This window comes from Mesorhizobium sp. M1D.F.Ca.ET.043.01.1.1, assembly GCF_003952385.1.
GTDB lineage: Bacteria > Pseudomonadota > Alphaproteobacteria > Rhizobiales > Rhizobiaceae > Mesorhizobium.
Genome location: NZ_CP034444.1, coordinates 3,190,473 through 3,204,765, shown reverse-complemented (window position 1 = coordinate 3,204,765; position 14,293 = coordinate 3,190,473). Strand labels below are relative to the sequence as shown.

At 64.4% G+C, this 14,293-nt stretch carries 17 protein-coding genes; 5 read left to right on the top strand and 12 right to left on the bottom strand.

Translation table 11 applies throughout. The features are described from left to right. Positions 1 to 39: 39 nt before the first annotated feature. The 3 genes from EJ067_RS15540 to EJ067_RS15530 all read right to left on the bottom strand — a co-directional run bounded on the left by EJ067_RS15540 (position 40) and on the right by EJ067_RS15530 (position 3,167). Positions 40 to 501 carry an HPr kinase/phosphorylase gene (locus EJ067_RS15540; protein WP_126086528.1) on the bottom strand — a complete coding sequence of 154 codons (462 nt, stop codon included), beginning with the start codon at positions 499 to 501 and terminating at the stop codon, positions 40 to 42. A 33-nt stretch (positions 502 to 534) separates the two neighbouring features. Further along, positions 535 to 2,319: a sensor histidine kinase gene (locus tag EJ067_RS15535; RefSeq protein ID WP_126086527.1), complete on the bottom strand. Its 1,785-nt coding sequence runs from the start codon at positions 2,317 to 2,319 to the stop codon at positions 535 to 537. 146 nt (positions 2,320 to 2,465) lie between these two features. After that, entirely contained in the window at positions 2,466 to 3,167 is a 702-nt protein-coding gene (locus EJ067_RS15530; RefSeq protein WP_006201274.1) for a response regulator transcription factor, read from the bottom strand. 342 nt (positions 3,168 to 3,509) lie between these two features. Here EJ067_RS15530 and EJ067_RS15525 point away from each other — a divergent pair, with 342 nt between their 5' ends. The 4 genes from EJ067_RS15525 (at position 3,510) to EJ067_RS15510 (ending at position 7,543) form a co-directional block, all read left to right on the top strand. Continuing rightward, the gene (locus tag EJ067_RS15525) at positions 3,510 to 5,120 is read left to right on the top strand and encodes a phosphoenolpyruvate carboxykinase (RefSeq protein WP_126086526.1); all 1,611 of its coding nucleotides are present in this window, start codon (positions 3,510 to 3,512) and stop codon (positions 5,118 to 5,120) included. 93 nt (positions 5,121 to 5,213) lie between these two features. Further along, positions 5,214 to 5,651, top strand: coding sequence for an alternative ribosome rescue aminoacyl-tRNA hydrolase ArfB (gene arfB / locus EJ067_RS15520; RefSeq protein WP_126086525.1), 438 nt, complete (start codon positions 5,214 to 5,216; stop codon positions 5,649 to 5,651). 87 nt (positions 5,652 to 5,738) lie between these two features. Further along, positions 5,739 to 6,359 (top strand): alpha-ketoglutarate-dependent dioxygenase AlkB, encoded by a 621-nt coding sequence (locus EJ067_RS15515; protein WP_126086524.1) that lies wholly within the window; start codon positions 5,739 to 5,741, stop codon positions 6,357 to 6,359. A gap of 89 nt (positions 6,360 to 6,448) precedes the next feature. Continuing rightward, positions 6,449 to 7,543: a phosphatase PAP2 family protein gene (locus tag EJ067_RS15510; protein WP_189510631.1), complete on the top strand. Its 1,095-nt coding sequence runs from the start codon at positions 6,449 to 6,451 to the stop codon at positions 7,541 to 7,543. A 115-nt stretch (positions 7,544 to 7,658) separates the two neighbouring features. On the opposite strand, the gene coaA is transcribed toward EJ067_RS15510, so the two are convergent. The 9 genes from coaA to hisB form a co-directional block, all read right to left on the bottom strand. Further along, entirely contained in the window at positions 7,659 to 8,618 is a 960-nt protein-coding gene (gene coaA, locus EJ067_RS15505; RefSeq protein ID WP_126086522.1) for a type I pantothenate kinase, read from the bottom strand. Positions 8,619 to 8,702: 84 nt separating this feature from the next. Then, positions 8,703 to 9,026 (bottom strand): phosphoribosyl-ATP diphosphatase, encoded by a 324-nt coding sequence (locus EJ067_RS15500; RefSeq protein WP_126086521.1) that lies wholly within the window; start codon positions 9,024 to 9,026, stop codon positions 8,703 to 8,705. 72 nt (positions 9,027 to 9,098) lie between these two features. Then, positions 9,099 to 9,893: an imidazole glycerol phosphate synthase subunit HisF gene (gene hisF / locus EJ067_RS15495; protein WP_189510772.1), complete on the bottom strand. Its 795-nt coding sequence runs from the start codon at positions 9,891 to 9,893 to the stop codon at positions 9,099 to 9,101. Further along, complete coding sequence (locus tag EJ067_RS15490) at positions 9,890 to 10,729, bottom strand: arginase family protein (RefSeq protein WP_126086519.1); 840 nt, start codon at positions 10,727 to 10,729, stop codon at positions 9,890 to 9,892. The genes hisF and EJ067_RS15490 overlap by 4 nt, the downstream gene beginning before the upstream one ends. Beyond that, complete coding sequence (hisA, locus tag EJ067_RS15485; protein WP_126086518.1) at positions 10,726 to 11,472, bottom strand: 1-(5-phosphoribosyl)-5-[(5-phosphoribosylamino)methylideneamino]imidazole-4-carboxamide isomerase; 747 nt, start codon at positions 11,470 to 11,472, stop codon at positions 10,726 to 10,728. Before hisA ends, EJ067_RS15490 begins: the two co-directional genes overlap by 4 nt. 2 nt (positions 11,473 to 11,474) lie before the next feature. Further along, the gene (locus EJ067_RS15480; RefSeq protein ID WP_126086517.1) at positions 11,475 to 11,765 is read right to left on the bottom strand and encodes a DUF1330 domain-containing protein; all 291 of its coding nucleotides are present in this window, start codon (positions 11,763 to 11,765) and stop codon (positions 11,475 to 11,477) included. A gap of 2 nt (positions 11,766 to 11,767) precedes the next feature. Continuing rightward, on the bottom strand, positions 11,768 to 12,418 hold the full coding sequence (hisH, locus tag EJ067_RS15475; RefSeq protein ID WP_126086516.1) for an imidazole glycerol phosphate synthase subunit HisH: 651 nt from the start codon (positions 12,416 to 12,418) through the stop codon (positions 11,768 to 11,770). A gap of 1 nt (position 12,419) precedes the next feature. After that, the gene (locus EJ067_RS15470; protein WP_126086515.1) at positions 12,420 to 12,896 is read right to left on the bottom strand and encodes a DUF2628 domain-containing protein; all 477 of its coding nucleotides are present in this window, start codon (positions 12,894 to 12,896) and stop codon (positions 12,420 to 12,422) included. Between the two features lie 4 nt (positions 12,897 to 12,900). Continuing rightward, positions 12,901 to 13,500: an imidazoleglycerol-phosphate dehydratase HisB gene (hisB, locus tag EJ067_RS15465; RefSeq protein ID WP_126086514.1), complete on the bottom strand. Its 600-nt coding sequence runs from the start codon at positions 13,498 to 13,500 to the stop codon at positions 12,901 to 12,903. A 205-nt stretch (positions 13,501 to 13,705) separates the two neighbouring features. Here hisB and hslV point away from each other — a divergent pair, with 205 nt between their 5' ends. Next, positions 13,706 to 14,257, top strand: a complete 552-nt coding sequence (gene hslV, locus EJ067_RS15460; RefSeq protein WP_126086513.1) for an ATP-dependent protease subunit HslV — start codon at positions 13,706 to 13,708, stop codon at positions 14,255 to 14,257. Positions 14,258 to 14,293: the final 36 nt, after the last annotated feature.

Here is a 14,293-nt window from a genome sequence, read left to right as displayed (position 1 = left end):
GGGCCATTTTGACGCATTGCAGCAAAAAACCCGGCCGGATCACGAGAAGGGCAGGATCGACAGCCGCGCCATCACGGCCGGCAAGGCTGTGACGGCATTGCGCTCGGCAAGATCGATGCGCGGCACCGGGCAGCCCGCGACCGGCTCGCTGATTTCTTCCTGAAAACGGGCCATTTCTGCCTTCGGCACCAGCCGGATATGGAGGTCGATCACGCCGCCCGGTTCGAACGGCAGCGGGCGCGGCATGAAGCCCGGCACTTCGGCGAGGCCGGCGATGATGGGCGGCGCGCGGCAGACCAGCCGCCCGCCATGCGCGGCGGCAAGCAGCCTGTCGTCGCCGATCAGCCGCGAAAACAGACCGCGCGCCCGGCAATGGTCGATGAGCGTCAGCGCCAGCGTCGTCTTGCCGGCGCCGGACGGCCCGGTGATGAGCACGCCGCGCTCGCCGATCAGGATCGCCGTTGCGTGGATATTTTCAGGCTTTGCGGCAGGATCGGACATGGTCGTGTCTTGCTATCCTGTCTGGACCGGAGATCAGCCTTCGGCCGGCAGCGTCACCACGAAACGCGCGCCCTTGATCTCGCCGGGCTTGGTGCCGGGGATGTTTTCCGCCGTCAGCGTGCCGCCATGCGCTTCGACGATCTGGCGGCTGATCGACAGTCCGAGGCCGGAATTCTGGCCGAAGGCCTCGCCGGCCGGCCGGTCGGTGTAGAAGCGCTCGAAGATGCGGTCGATCTTTTCGGCCCTGATGCCAGGACCGTTGTCGTCGACGGTTACAATGTTGAACTTGCCGGCGCGCGCCAGCGAGATGGCGATGTGGCCGTGCTCCTCGGGAACGAAGGAACGCGCATTCTCGATCAGGTTGGTGATGACCTGGCCGATCCTGAGGTCGTGGCCGACGACGACATAGCCTTTGACGCCCTGCGGCAGCTTGGCGACCTTGAGCTCGATCTCGACCGTCTTCTTGTTGCGCGTCGTCTCGCGCGAGACCGCGACGAGATCGGTGATGAACTTCTTCAGGTCGACCGTCGAGGCATCCTCGCGCGCCAATTCGGCGTCGAGGCGCGACGCATCGGAGATGTCGGTGATCAGCCGGTCGAGCCGCTTCACGTCATGCTGGATGATCTCCATCAGACGCGCGCGGGAGGTGTCGTTCTTGGCCAGCGGCAGCGTTTCGACCGCGCTGCGCAGCGAGGTCAGCGGGTTCTTGAGCTCGTGCGAGACGTCGGCGGCGAAGCTTTCGATCGCCTCGATGCGCGCATAGAGCGCGTTGGTCATGTCGCGCACCGCGATCGACAGATTGCCGATCTCGTCCTGGCGGTCTGAGAAGTCCGGGATCTCCTCCCGGTTCTTGACGCCGCGCCGCACCCGTACCGCGGCGGCTGACAGCCGCCGCAGCGGATTGGCGATGGTGGAGGCCAAGAGCAGCGACAGGATCGCGGTGACGAGCGCCGCGATGCCGAACACGCGCAGGATCGCCTTGCGCTCGGCCGCGACGATCTTGTCGATGTCGCCGCCTTCGGTGGACAGCATCAAGACACCGAGCACGGCGCGGAAGCGCTGGATCGGCACCGCGACCGAGACGATCTGCTCGCCCTGCTCGCTCACCCGCACGATGGTCGAGGGGCCGCCGGTCAGCGCCTTGACCACTTCGGGGAAGGCCGCGCCGTTGCCGCCGGGCTGCTCGTGATAGACGGGCAGGTCCTTGTTGCGGAAGAAGTCGAAGACGAATTTCTCGACGCGCTCCAGAAGGTCCGGCTGCTCGTCGTCGACAGGCGGCAGGTCGTAGCGCAGGATCTGGCCGCGCGAATAGAGATGCCGCGAATCGAGCAGAAGGTTGGCGTCGCGGTCATAGATGCGGGCGCGCGTGCGGGTCGGCGAGATCAGCCTTCTCAACACCGGCGCCACGCGTTCGGGATTGATCGGGAAGTCGAGGTTGTCGAGCTGGTCGGAACCCGGTCCCAGGCTTTCCCCGGCCTGCAGCTCGAGCAGCTTTTCCGGATCGATGCTGATCGAGTCGGTCTCGACCGTCGCCGACGCCGCGATGGCGCCGGCAATGATCTCGCCCTGCGTCATCAGGCTTTCGACGCGGGCGTCGATCAGCCCGTCGCGGAAGGTGTTTAGGTAGAGGATGCCGGTGACCAGCACGGCAAGGCCGGCCAGGTTGAGGAACAGGATGCGCCGCGTCAGGCTGGAGAAGATGTGGTGGCCGAGAAACCGGCGCATCGGCACGGTGATCTTCGACAGGAATGCGGGCACGATCCGCGACGGGCGCTTCGTCGCGCCCGCCCGCCTGCCTCGCTCTACGTCCACTGCCATCGACTAGCAGTCCCTGGTTAAATTAGTGAGTAGTGAGTAGGCAGTAGGGAATAGAGAAATGATTGGCTGAGACCGCGGCTAGCATGAGTGGCCGCTAGCACCATTCAAAACTGACTACCGACTATTCACTACTGCCTACTGCCTATTCATGCTTCGCGGAAGCGGTACCCGACTCCGTAGAGGGTTTCGATCATCTCGAAGTCGTCATCGACGGCCTTGAACTTCTTGCGCAGCCGCTTGATGTGGCTGTCGATGGTGCGGTCGTCGACATAGACCTGCTCATCATAGGCCGAATCCATCAGCGCATCACGGCTTTTTACCACACCGGGGCGCTGCGCCAGCGAATGCAGGATCAGGAACTCGGTCACCGTCAGCGTCACCGGCTCGCCCTTCCAGGTGCAGGTGTGCCGCTCCTGGTCCATCACCAGCTGGCCGCGCTCGAGCGAGCGCGCCTGCTGGCTGGGCGCCTTTGCGGCCGCCTCGCGGGCGCTGGTGCGGCGCAGCACCGCGCGTACCCGCTCGACCAGGAGGCGTTGCGAGAACGGTTTGCGGATGAAGTCGTCGGCACCCATCTTGAGGCCGAACAATTCGTCGATCTCGTCGTCCTTCGAGGTCAGGAAGATGACCGGCAGGTCGGATTTCTGCCGCATCCGGCGCAGCAGCTCCATGCCGTCCATGCGCGGCATCTTGATGTCGAGAATGGCGAGGTTCGGCGGCCGCGCCGCCAGGCCTTCCAGCGCCGACGCGCCGTCGGTGTAGGTTTCGACGCGGTAGCCCTCGGATTCGAGCGCGATCGACACCGAAGTCAAAATATTGCGGTCGTCGTCGACAAGCGCGATTGTTGCCATTTCAAGCGGCTCCCTCATGAGCTGTCCCTTCTGTCGTCGAGAAAGGGCTTTTGCAGGACAAATTGGGTACAAAATGTGGCACGGGCCCAGTCCGAAGTCACGGGCGGCCTGCCGCTACACACGATCGCACCCGCAACGGGATTGGACGAACGAAACCTGCCAATCCTTTGGGCAATCTCTGTGATTTTTTGCACATCTAAACGATTTAAACAACTTTCAAATTTTTTAAATCGATTAAAGATTTGATATCATTCGCCTTTTCTGGTTCTGAGCCTATCTAGCCCCTTGCGCGTTCCGGCAATTCATCTGTCAAACGCGGCCAAAATCCAGAGAGGAAATTTGATGTCGGAAGCCGGCAAACGCAACCCCGACTACGCCATTGACGCGATCGGCCTGAAGACTACGGGCACGGTGCGATACAATTTCGGCGCCGCCGAGCTCTACGAGGAAGCGATCCGCCGCGGCGAGGCGAAATTGACGGCGCAGGGCGCGCTGGTTGCCGAGACCGGCCAGCACACCGGACGCTCGCCGAAGGACAAGTTCGTCGTGCGCGACGACAATACCGGGCCGCATGTCTGGTGGGACAACAACAAGGCGATCTCACCGGCCGAGTTCGAGGCGCTCCATGCCGATTTCCGCGCCCATGCGATGGCCAGGGACCTCTATGTGCAGGATCTGGTCGGCGGCGCCGACACCGAGTTCCGGTTGCCGGTCCGGGTCGTCACCGAATTCGCCTGGCACTCGCTGTTCATCCGCAATCTCCTGATCCGCCCGGAAGCTTCGGAGCTCGACCGCTTCGTGCCGGAGATGACGATCATCGACCTGCCGTCCTTCCGCGCCGATCCCGCCCGCCACGGCACTCGCACGGAGACGGTGATCGCGGTCGATCTGACCCGCAAGATCGTGCTGATCGGCGGCACGTCCTATGCCGGCGAGATGAAGAAGTCGGTGTTCACCATGCTGAACTACCTGCTGCCGGAGAAAGGCGTGATGCCGATGCATTGCTCGGCCAATGAAGGGCCCGCCGGCGACGCGGCCGTCTTCTTCGGCCTGTCCGGAACCGGCAAGACGACGCTGTCGGCCGATCCGTCGCGGACGCTGATCGGCGACGACGAGCACGGCTGGGGTCCGCATGGCATCTTCAACTTCGAGGGCGGCTGCTACGCCAAGACGATCCGGCTGTCGGCCGAGGCGGAGCCCGAGATCTTCGCCACCACGCAGCGCTTCGGCACGGTGCTGGAGAATGTCGTGCTCGACGCCGTCCGCGTGCCGGACTTCAACGACGGCAGCCTCACCGAAAACACGCGCTGCGCCTATCCGCTCGATTACATACCCAACGCCAGCAAGACCGGTCGCGCCGGTCATCCGAAGAACATCATCATGCTGACGGCCGATGCCTTCGGCGTCATGCCGCCGATCGCCAGGCTGACGCCGGCTCAGGCTATGTATCACTTCCTCTCCGGCTACACCGCGAAGGTCGCAGGTACCGAGAAGGGCGTCACCGAGCCCGAGGCGACGTTCTCGACCTGCTTCGGCGCGCCCTTCATGCCGCGCCATCCGTCCGAATACGGCAATCTGCTGCGCCAGCTGATCGCGGGCCACGGCGTCGACTGCTGGCTGGTCAACACCGGTTGGACCGGCGGCGCCTACGGCACCGGCCGCCGCATGCCGATCAAGGTGACGCGCGCGCTGCTGGGTGCGGCGCTCGAGGGCTCGCTCAACGACGCCGAATTCCGCACCGACGCCAATTTCGGCTTCGAGGTGCCGGTGGCGGTTCCGGGCGTCGACGGCGCCATCCTCGATCCGCGCTCGACCTGGGCCGACAAGCCGGCCTACGACCGCCAGGCCGCGAAGCTGGTCGGCATGTTCGCGGTCAACTTCGAGAAGTTCGAGAAGCATGTCGACGCGACCATCTTGGGCGCTGCGCCGCATCTGCAGGAAGCGGCCGAATAGCCGCTTCGCGGCATCCTTCCCCGCATCCTTTCCTTCGGGCCCGGCTTCTGCCGGGCCTTTTCTTTTTTTCGCCGCCGCGCCATGACTGCGCGCATGAGTGCCGACGACAGGATCATCATTGCCAGCGACGCGGTCATCCATCCGGGCGACCTGCACGAGGATTTCATCCGCTCTTCCGGTCCGGGCGGCCAGAACGTCAACAAGGTGGCGACCGCCGTGCAGTTGCGCTTCGACGCGGCAAACGCGCCGGGCCTGTCGGAGCGGGTACGGGCGCGCGCCATCAAGCTTGCCGGCCAGCGCGCCACCAAGGATGGCGTCATCGTCATCGAAGCCGGGCGTTTCCGCACCCAGGAGCAGAATCGCGCCGACGCGCGGGCGCGGCTGACGGCACTGGTCGGCAAGGCGGCCGAGCCGCCGCCGCCGCCGCGCAAGAAGACGAAACCCTCGAAGGGCGCCGTCGAGCGGCGCCTCAAGACCAAGGCCGGGCGCGCGACGGTGAAGAAGCTGCGCGGCCGGGTGGAGAACGACTGAGGCCGAGATCCGGCGGCGGATCCGCTTTCGGGTCGCGGAGCCATCTTATCGATGGCATGCTCGGGCGAATTGATCGGATCGAATCTCATGCTCGTTCTGCCCAAGGGCGTTCGGCACATGCCGGGCTATCTGCCGCGCGCGGCGCAGGAAGCGCTGGTCGAGGAGATCAGGCGCGTCGTGCAGGCCGCGCCGCTTTACGTGCCGGCCATGCCGCGCACCGGCAAGGAGATGAGCGTGCGCATGACCAATTGCGGCACGCTCGGCTGGGTGACCGACCGCGAGCGCGGCTATCGCTACCAGCCGACGCATCCGGTGACGAGCCAGCCGTGGCCGCCGATCCCCGAAGCCCTGCTGAAACTGTGGCGCGAGGTTTCGGCCTATGCGCATCCGCCGGAGGCCTGCCTGGTCAATTTCTATTCGGCGGACGCCAGGATGGGCCTGCACCAGGACCGGGACGAGCAGGATTTCAAAGCACCGGTCGTGTCGGTGTCGCTGGGCGACGACTGCCTGTTCCGGGTCGGCCAGACCACGCGCGAAGGCGGCACGAAGTCGTTCAGGCTGAAGAGCGGCGATGTCGTCGTGCTGGGCGGCGAGGGGCGTCTCTCGTACCACGGCGTCGACCGCATCTACCCCGCGACGTCGGCGCTGCTGAAGAATGGCGGCCGCATTAATCTGACGGTGCGGCGGGTGACGGTGCCCGAAAGCTAACCAAATCTATAATTTTCTCTCATAAAGACGGGTCAGCTGTTGCAGCCTGGGGTCTGGCAATGACGGAAAGCTGTTCGGTCCCGCGCGGCGTGTGGGCGATCGTCAGGGAGGCGGTCCAGCTCGTTCGCAGGGATTCGGGTCTCTATCTGGCCATCGTCATCTATGTTCTGGCCGGGCTGATCTTTCTGAACGCGATAGGCGCCGCCGATCGCCTCGCGTTCTCGATATATTTCGGGTCGTGGATTTCGCTCAACGGCTTCGTATTGCCCACAATGGCCGTTCTTGCCGACGCGATTTTCATCATACATCGTTTCAATTCCCGGCGGCGTCTGGTCGTGAAAAGGGTGTTTTCCACCGAGCGGCTGGCATATTCGCTATCGGGGTTGTGCCTTCTCACGGCGCTCATGATCTTCCAGGGCAACTTCACCTCTGTGAAAAACGGGATGTCGGTCTGGCAGGGCGGCTTTCGATACGACGTCGTGCAAGCCAACATCGACGCTTTCCTCCATTTTGGCACCGATCCGTGGCGCTGGCTCTACGCCGTGGCCGAAAGCGATCGGGTGCGCGCCGTAATAGAGTGGAACTACAACGTCTTCTGGTTTCTGCTGAATTTCGGCGCCTTGTTCTTCGTCGCGACATCGCCGATGGTGGCATCGGTCCGAACGCGCTATCTCGCCTGCTTCATGGCGGTCTGGATTGTCGTCGGGAACATCCTGGCGGCGCTGTTCCTGTCGGCAGGTCCGGCATTTTACGGCGCGGTCACGGGAGACACGGCGCGGTTTGGCGAGCAGCTTGCATTCCTCGCCCGCGGTGCCGCATCGAGCAACTCGGCTGCTTTCTATCAGCAATATCTATGGTCGCTGTATGAGGCCAAGCAGACCGGGTTCGCTACAGGCATCTCGGCGTTCCCCAGTGTCCACGTCGGTCTTGCGATGCTCAACGCATTGTTCGTGCGCGAATATAGCCGCCGGCTCGGCGCCGTCGCTTTGCTCTATGTGGCCTTTGTCGCGTTCAGTTCGGTCTATCTGGCGTGGCACTACGCCATTGATGGCTATGTCGCGGCCATCGTCGTGCTTGCGATTTACGTCGTGGCCCGCCAGCTGATCCCCGCGGACCGCCGGCCAGTGCCGAGCCTGCCGGCCCGAACCGTCGATCGTCCCGTGGCGGCCGCCGCGGTTTTCTGAGGCTCGTCTCCTTGTTTCGGGGGAACGACATGCATCAAACCAACACCTGAAGCACGTCGCTGAACCGCATCAGGGCGACGCGCCAGTCCGCGGCACTCCACGCCGCCGCATTCGATCAGAGTTTCCGCAGCGCCACCTCTTCGACCAGGTGATTGGCGCCTTTGCGCAGGATGAGATCGGCGCGCGCCCTGGTCGGCAGGATGTTCTCGCGCAGGTTCTTCAGGTTGATGTTGCTCCACAGGCCTTCGGCGATGGCGCGCGCGGCATCCTCCGAAAGCTGCGAATAGCGGTGGAAGAAGGAGTCCGGATTGCGGAAGGCGGTCTCGCGCAGGCGCATGAAGCGCTGGATGTACCACTGGTGGATCAGCTTCTCGTCGGCGTCGATATAGATGGCGAAGTCGAAGAAATCGGACAGGAACGGCACGATCTTGCCGTCCTTGGGCAGCTTGCCCGGCTGCAAGACGTTGATGCCTTCGAAGATCAGAATGTCCGGCCTGTCGATGGTGACGAACTCGCCGGGGATGACGTCATAGGTCAGGTGCGAATAGACCGGCGCGCGGACGTCGCGCTGCGCCGACTTGATGCCGGACAGGAATCTCAGCAGCGCGCCGACGTCGTAGCTGTCGGGAAAGCCCTTGCGCTCCATCAGGTTGTCGCGGCGCAGAACCTCGTTGGGCAGCAGGAAGCCGTCGGTGGTGATGAGATCGACCTTGGGGCTCGACGGCCAGCGCGCCAGGAGTTCCTTCAGCACGCGCGCCGTGGTCGATTTGCCGACCGCCACCGAGCCGGCGATGCCGATGATGAACGGTGTCTTGACCACATCCGGCGCGTTGAAGAAGGCCTGCCGCTGCCGGAACAGCAGCTGGCTCGCCTCGACATGCGCGGAAAGCAGGCGGGAAAGCGACAAATAGATGCGCTTGACCTCCTCGAGGTCGACCGGGTCGTTCAGCGACCGCAGCCGGTCGATCTCGTCCTCGGTGAGGGTCAGCGGCGTATCGGCGCGGAACTGTGACCATTGCTCGGCCGAGAAGAAACGATAGGGGGAATATTTCTCGGTCGGAGCGAGCTGGTCCATCGAGCCTCCTGCCCTCCTAGAGCATGCTGCCGAAAAGTGCGAAGCGGTTTTCGGGCGACATCATGCTCTGTCCGTCTCTTTCGGTCAGCCCTTGGGCCGCGACGCCTTTTCGGCAACGCCCGAGCGGCCGCTGCGGCCCTCGAGCTCCTTCACAACCTCGTCCAGCGGCACGCCGGCGATGCCGAGAACGACCAGCCAATGATATATAAGATCAGCACTTTCCGAAACGAGGCTCTGCCGGTCGCCGCGCACGGCGGCGATCACGGTCTCGACGGCTTCCTCGCCGAGCTTCTGCGCCGCCTTGTCCATGCCCTTGGCGAACAGCTTCGCCGTCCACGAGTCCGGGTCGCCGGAATGGGCGCGTTGGTGGATGATCGTTTCTAGCTCGGCGAGCGAAAATTGAGCCATGACAGTCATCTATCTGCTTGTTTAAGCATGATCTTTTCCGAAAAACGGGGTCCCGCTTTTCGGGATCATGCTTTAAGCCCGTTGAACCGGCGAGTCCAGCCGCATCGGCAGGCCGGCCTTGGCCATATGCGCCTTGGCTTGCGCGATGGTGTAGGTGCCGAAATGGAAGATCGAGGCGGCAAGCACCGCGCCGGCATGGCCGTCGCGGATGCCCTCGACCATGTGGTCGAGCGTGCCGACGCCGCCCGAAGCGATCACCGGCACGCGTACCGCGTCGGCAACGGCGCGGGTGAGCCCGATGTCGTAGCCGGCCTTGGTGCCGTCGCGGTCCATCGAGGTAAGCAGGATCTCGCCGGCGCCGCGATCGACCATTTTCCTGGCGAATTCGACCGCGTCGATACCGGTCTTCTCGCGCCCGCCATGGGTGAAGATCTCCCATCGGTCGGCCTCGCCGGCCGCCGACACCTTCTTGGCGTCGATCGCCACCACGATGCACTGGTTGCCGAACTTGTCGGCGGCTTCCGTGACGAAGTCCGGGTTCTTCACCGCCGCCGTGTTGATCGACACCTTGTCGGCGCCGGCCAGAAGCAGCTTCCTGATGTCGGCCACCTGGCGCACGCCGCCGCCGACGGTCAGCGGCATGAAGCATTGCTCCGCGGTGCGGGCGACGACGTCGAAGATCGTCTCGCGATTGTCGGACGATGCGGTGATGTCGAGGAAGCAGAGCTCGTCGGCGCCGGCCGCGTCATAGGCCTTGGCGGCCTCGACCGGATCGCCGGCATCGATGAGGTCGACGAAATTGACGCCCTTGACCACACGGCCGTTCTTGACGTCGAGGCAAGGAATGACGCGGGCCTTCAGCATCAGCTTCTCCCAAGTGTCGCGAGCAGGTCGACCAGCAGCTCGCCGACCAGCGGCGGCACCTCGCCCTTGGCATCGAAGGCAGGATCATAGGCGGAGATGGTGAGGCCGGCGACGGGCAGTGCGCCGGCAATGCCGCACATGGCTTGCCGCAACTCGTCCGGTCCGGGACCGCCGGGCGTCGCGTAGCGGTTGGCCTGCAATTCTTCCGGGTCGTGGACGTCGAGGTCGATATGCATGTGCACCAGCTCCGCGCCGGCCGCCTTCAGCCTCTCGCCCGCGCGCGACCAGTCGGGGCATTCCGCGCGGATGACAGGGAGCTTTTCCAGCAGTTCCCTTTCCGCTGTGTCGAGGTCGCGTGCATTGACGAGCACCGAGCGGGCGGGATCGATCGCCTTGAAGCCCGGAATCTGCCCCGCCATCGGCCGCCAGCAGAGGCCGAGCACCGTCGCCAGCGCCATGCCGTCGAGAAAGCCCGACGTCGAGGTATCCGGCGTGTTGATGTCGCCGTGCTGGTCGGCCCAGATGATGGCGTCGGCGCCTTCGCCGGCCACCGCGCCGGCGCTGGTCAGGCAGTTGCCGGCGAGCACGATGGGAAACCGGCCGTTGTCGCGGGCAATCCGAACCTCGCCGGAAACGGCGTTGCAGACCGCGAAGCCGGTTGCGATCTCGCGCGCCTGCTCGTCCTCGCTAACCCTGCCGATGTCGTGGACGTCGATGTCGTGGCCGGCAAGCTTGAGCGCCTCGGCCAGGCCGCCGGCCATCAGCGCGTCCGGACCCTGGCCGCAACCGCCGTGATAGTGGCCGCTGTCATAGGATGCCAGGATGATCGAGACGTTCACGGCCTTGCCTCCATCGTCTCGCCGCGCAGGATCGCCAGCGCCTCCGCCGGATCGATGCGGCCGTCATAAAGCGCCCGGCCGGAGATCGCGCCTTCGAGTTTTTGCGCGTCGGGCATGGTCATGCGCACAATGTCGGCGATCGAGGCCAGCCCGCCGGACGCGATCACCGGGATCGACACCGCCTCGGCGAGATCGATGGTGGCGTCCCAGTTGATGCCGGAAAGCACGCCGTCGCGATCGATATCGGTGTAGATGATGGCGGCGACGCCCGCGCCCTCGAACTTCTTCGCCAGCTCGATGACGCCGAGCTCCGAGGCTTCGGCCCACCCCTCGACAGCGACCTTGTCGTCCTTGGCATCGATGCCGACGGCGATCTTGCCGGGAAAGGCCTTGCAGGCTTGCTTCACCAGCTCGGGCTCGCGCACCGCGATCGTGCCAAGGATGACGCGCGTCAGGCCGCGGTCCAGCCAGTCCTCGATCTGCGCCAGCGTGCGGATGCCGCCGCCGAGCTGCACCGGGTTTTTCGTCGCCTTGAGGATGGCGCCGACCGCGGCGGAATTGACGCTATGGCCCTTGAAGGCACCGTTGAGGTCGACCACGTGCAACCATTCGAAACCCTGCTCCTCGAAGGCTCTCGCCTGGGCTGCCGGATCATCGTTGTAGATGGTGGCGGTGGCCATGTCGCCATGCTTGAGGCGCACGCATTTGCCGTCCTTGAGGTCGATAGCTGGAAAGAGGATCACGGTCAGGCGCCCTCGACGATGACGAAATGGCCGGTCGACGACGCCAGCCGGAACTTCAAGGCTTCCTGGTATTCCGGCGACTCGTAGCAGGCGAGCGCCGTTTCGTAGGATGAAAACTCCACCACCACATGGCGGTTCCCCGTCGGCCCTTCCGGGCTCGTGTAGCGTCCTGCCCGGACCGGAAACTTGGCGCCATATTTGGCGAAGGCCTTCGCATTGGCCTCGATGTAGTTCTTGTACGCGCCCGTGTCGCGAACATCGATCATGGCGATCCAATAGCCCTTCTTGCCCATGGCTAAGGCCTCCACTTCAGGAAATTGGCGATCAGCGCCAAGCCGAGCGCCTGGCTTTTCTCGGGATGGAACTGCGTGCCGGCAAGGTTGTCGCGGGCAACCGCCGCCGTCACCGGGCCGCCATATTCGGCCGTCGCCAGCACTTCGGCAGGGTTCCTCGTTTCCAGGTGGTAGGAGTGGACGAAATAGGCATGCAGCCCCTTCGGGCCGGTCTCGATGCCCGAAAACAGCGGATGCTTGCGTTGAAGCTCGATCGTGTTCCAGCCGATCTGCGGGATTTTCAGCGCCGGATCGGCCGGCTTGATTTCCTTGACGTCGCCGGCGATCCAGCCAAACCCTTTGGTGATCGTCTTTTCCAGCCCGCGTTCCGACATCAGCTGCATGCCGACGCAGATGCCGAGGAAAGGCCGCGCCTTGCGAAGGGCCGCCTCTTCCACCGCTTCCCACATGCCGGCAACGGCATGAAGGCCGGCGGCGCAGTCGGCATAGGCGCCGACGCCCGGCAGCACGATGCGGTCGGCGCTGCGCACCCGCTCGGCATCGGCGGTGAGATCGATGGTCGCCGCAATGCCCGCCTCATGCGCGGCGCGCTCGAAGGCCTTGGTGGCCGAGCGCAGATTGCCCGACCCGTAATCGATGATCGCTACCCGCATGTCAGGGCCTTCCGGGCGTATGGGTCAGCCCCAGCGCCATGCCCGTCTGCGCCGGGCGCGCCAGGCTCGTATCGGGAACGATGCGCGGCATCGGCGCCTGCTCTTCGGTGCGCTCGTCGGTTTCCAGCGCGTGGCGGACCTCCGCGTCACCGAGCGTGCCGGCCTCGACCACCCCCCATTCCCGCCAGCCGCGGCGGCGCAGCGCCGATATCCGCAGGCCTTGACCTTCGAGCCCGATATAGAGCGACACCAAGAGCGACAGGGCCGATCCGGCCCATTCGAGGCCGAGCTTTTCGCCGAGCACCGACAGTACCGCCATGACGACGAAGGTGAGCAGGGCCTCGATCCACAGCCGGTGCCAGGCGAGCCAGACCGGCGAGAACAGGAAGCCGAGCCAGGTGAAGCCGTCGCGCACCAGGGTCGCATCCTCGGCCTTGTTGCCGCCTGTCGGAGGCTCCATCACGACATAGATGGCCATAGGGCTATCCTTTCAGGGATCCCTTGGTGGACGGCACCGCTTCGGGCTGGCGCGGATCGGGCTCCAGCGCCGCGCGCAGAACCCTGGCCACTGCCTTGAAGCAGGTCTCGGCGATATGGTGGTTGTTGGCGCCGTAATGATTGGTCACATGCAGCGTGATGCCGGCATTCTGGGCCAGCGCCTGGAAGAATTCGCGCACCAGCTCGGTGTCGAAGGTGCCGATCTTCGGCGACGAGAAGACGACGTTCCAGACCAGGAACGGCCGGCCGGAAACATCGATCGCCGCCCTTGTCAGCGTCTCGTCCATCGCCAGGTCGATCGAGGCATAGCGCATGATGCCGCGTCGCTCGCCCAAAGCCTTGCTCAGCGCCTGGCCGATCGCGATGCCGGTATCCTCGACCGTGTGGTGGTCGTCGATGTGCAGATCGCCCTTGGCCTTGATCGTCATATCGACCAGCGAATGGCGCGACAGCTGGTCGAGCATATGGTCGAAGAAGCCGACGCCCGTCGAAATGTCGGATTTGCCTTTGCCGTCGACATGGACCGACACGGTAATCTCGGTTTCCTTGGTCTTGCGGCTGATTTCTGCGGACCGGGGCGGCATCAGTCTGTCCTGTTCGGAGGCGCGGGCTTGAAAACGAGAGCCTTCTATCAGCATGATCCGGCGATTGCCAGTTGCCAATCCAGGCGGTATCGGCGTTGCCGCAGGCGGTTTGCAATCACTCGCCCGGTGCATACATATGGCGATCAAAGTCACTCGTACCGCGCCAATCGCCATTTAGAAGGGATAGCGCGAATCGGAGCCGGAAATGTCGAATGAACTCACCATGCACGCCACGACCATCGTCACCGTGCGTAAGGGCAACAAGGTTGTGATCGCCGGCGACGGCCAGGTCAGCCTTGGCCAGACCATCATGAAGGGCAACGCCCGCAAGGTGCGCCGCATCGGCAAGGCCGGCAGCGTCATTGCCGGTTTTGCCGGCGCCACCGCCGACGCCTTCACCCTGCTCGAGCGCCTTGAGGCCAAGCTCGAACAATATCCCGACCAGCTGACGCGCGCCTGCGTCGAGCTCGCCAAGGACTGGCGCACCGACCGCTATCTGCGCCGCCTGGAAGCGATGATGCTGGTCGCCGACAAGTCGGTCTCGCTGGCCCTGACCGGCACCGGCGACGTGCTCGAGCCGGAACATGGCGTCATGGCCATCGGCTCCGGCGGCAACTATGCGCTGGCCGCTGCCCGCGCGCTGATGGACACCGACAAGGACGCCGAGGAGATCGCCCGCAAGGCGATGCAGATCGCGGCCGATATCTGCGTCTACACCAACAGCAACTTCGTCGTCGAAACGCTCGATGCCGCCTGAGGCAACCGGCCATGATCCCAAAAAGTGGGAACCGGT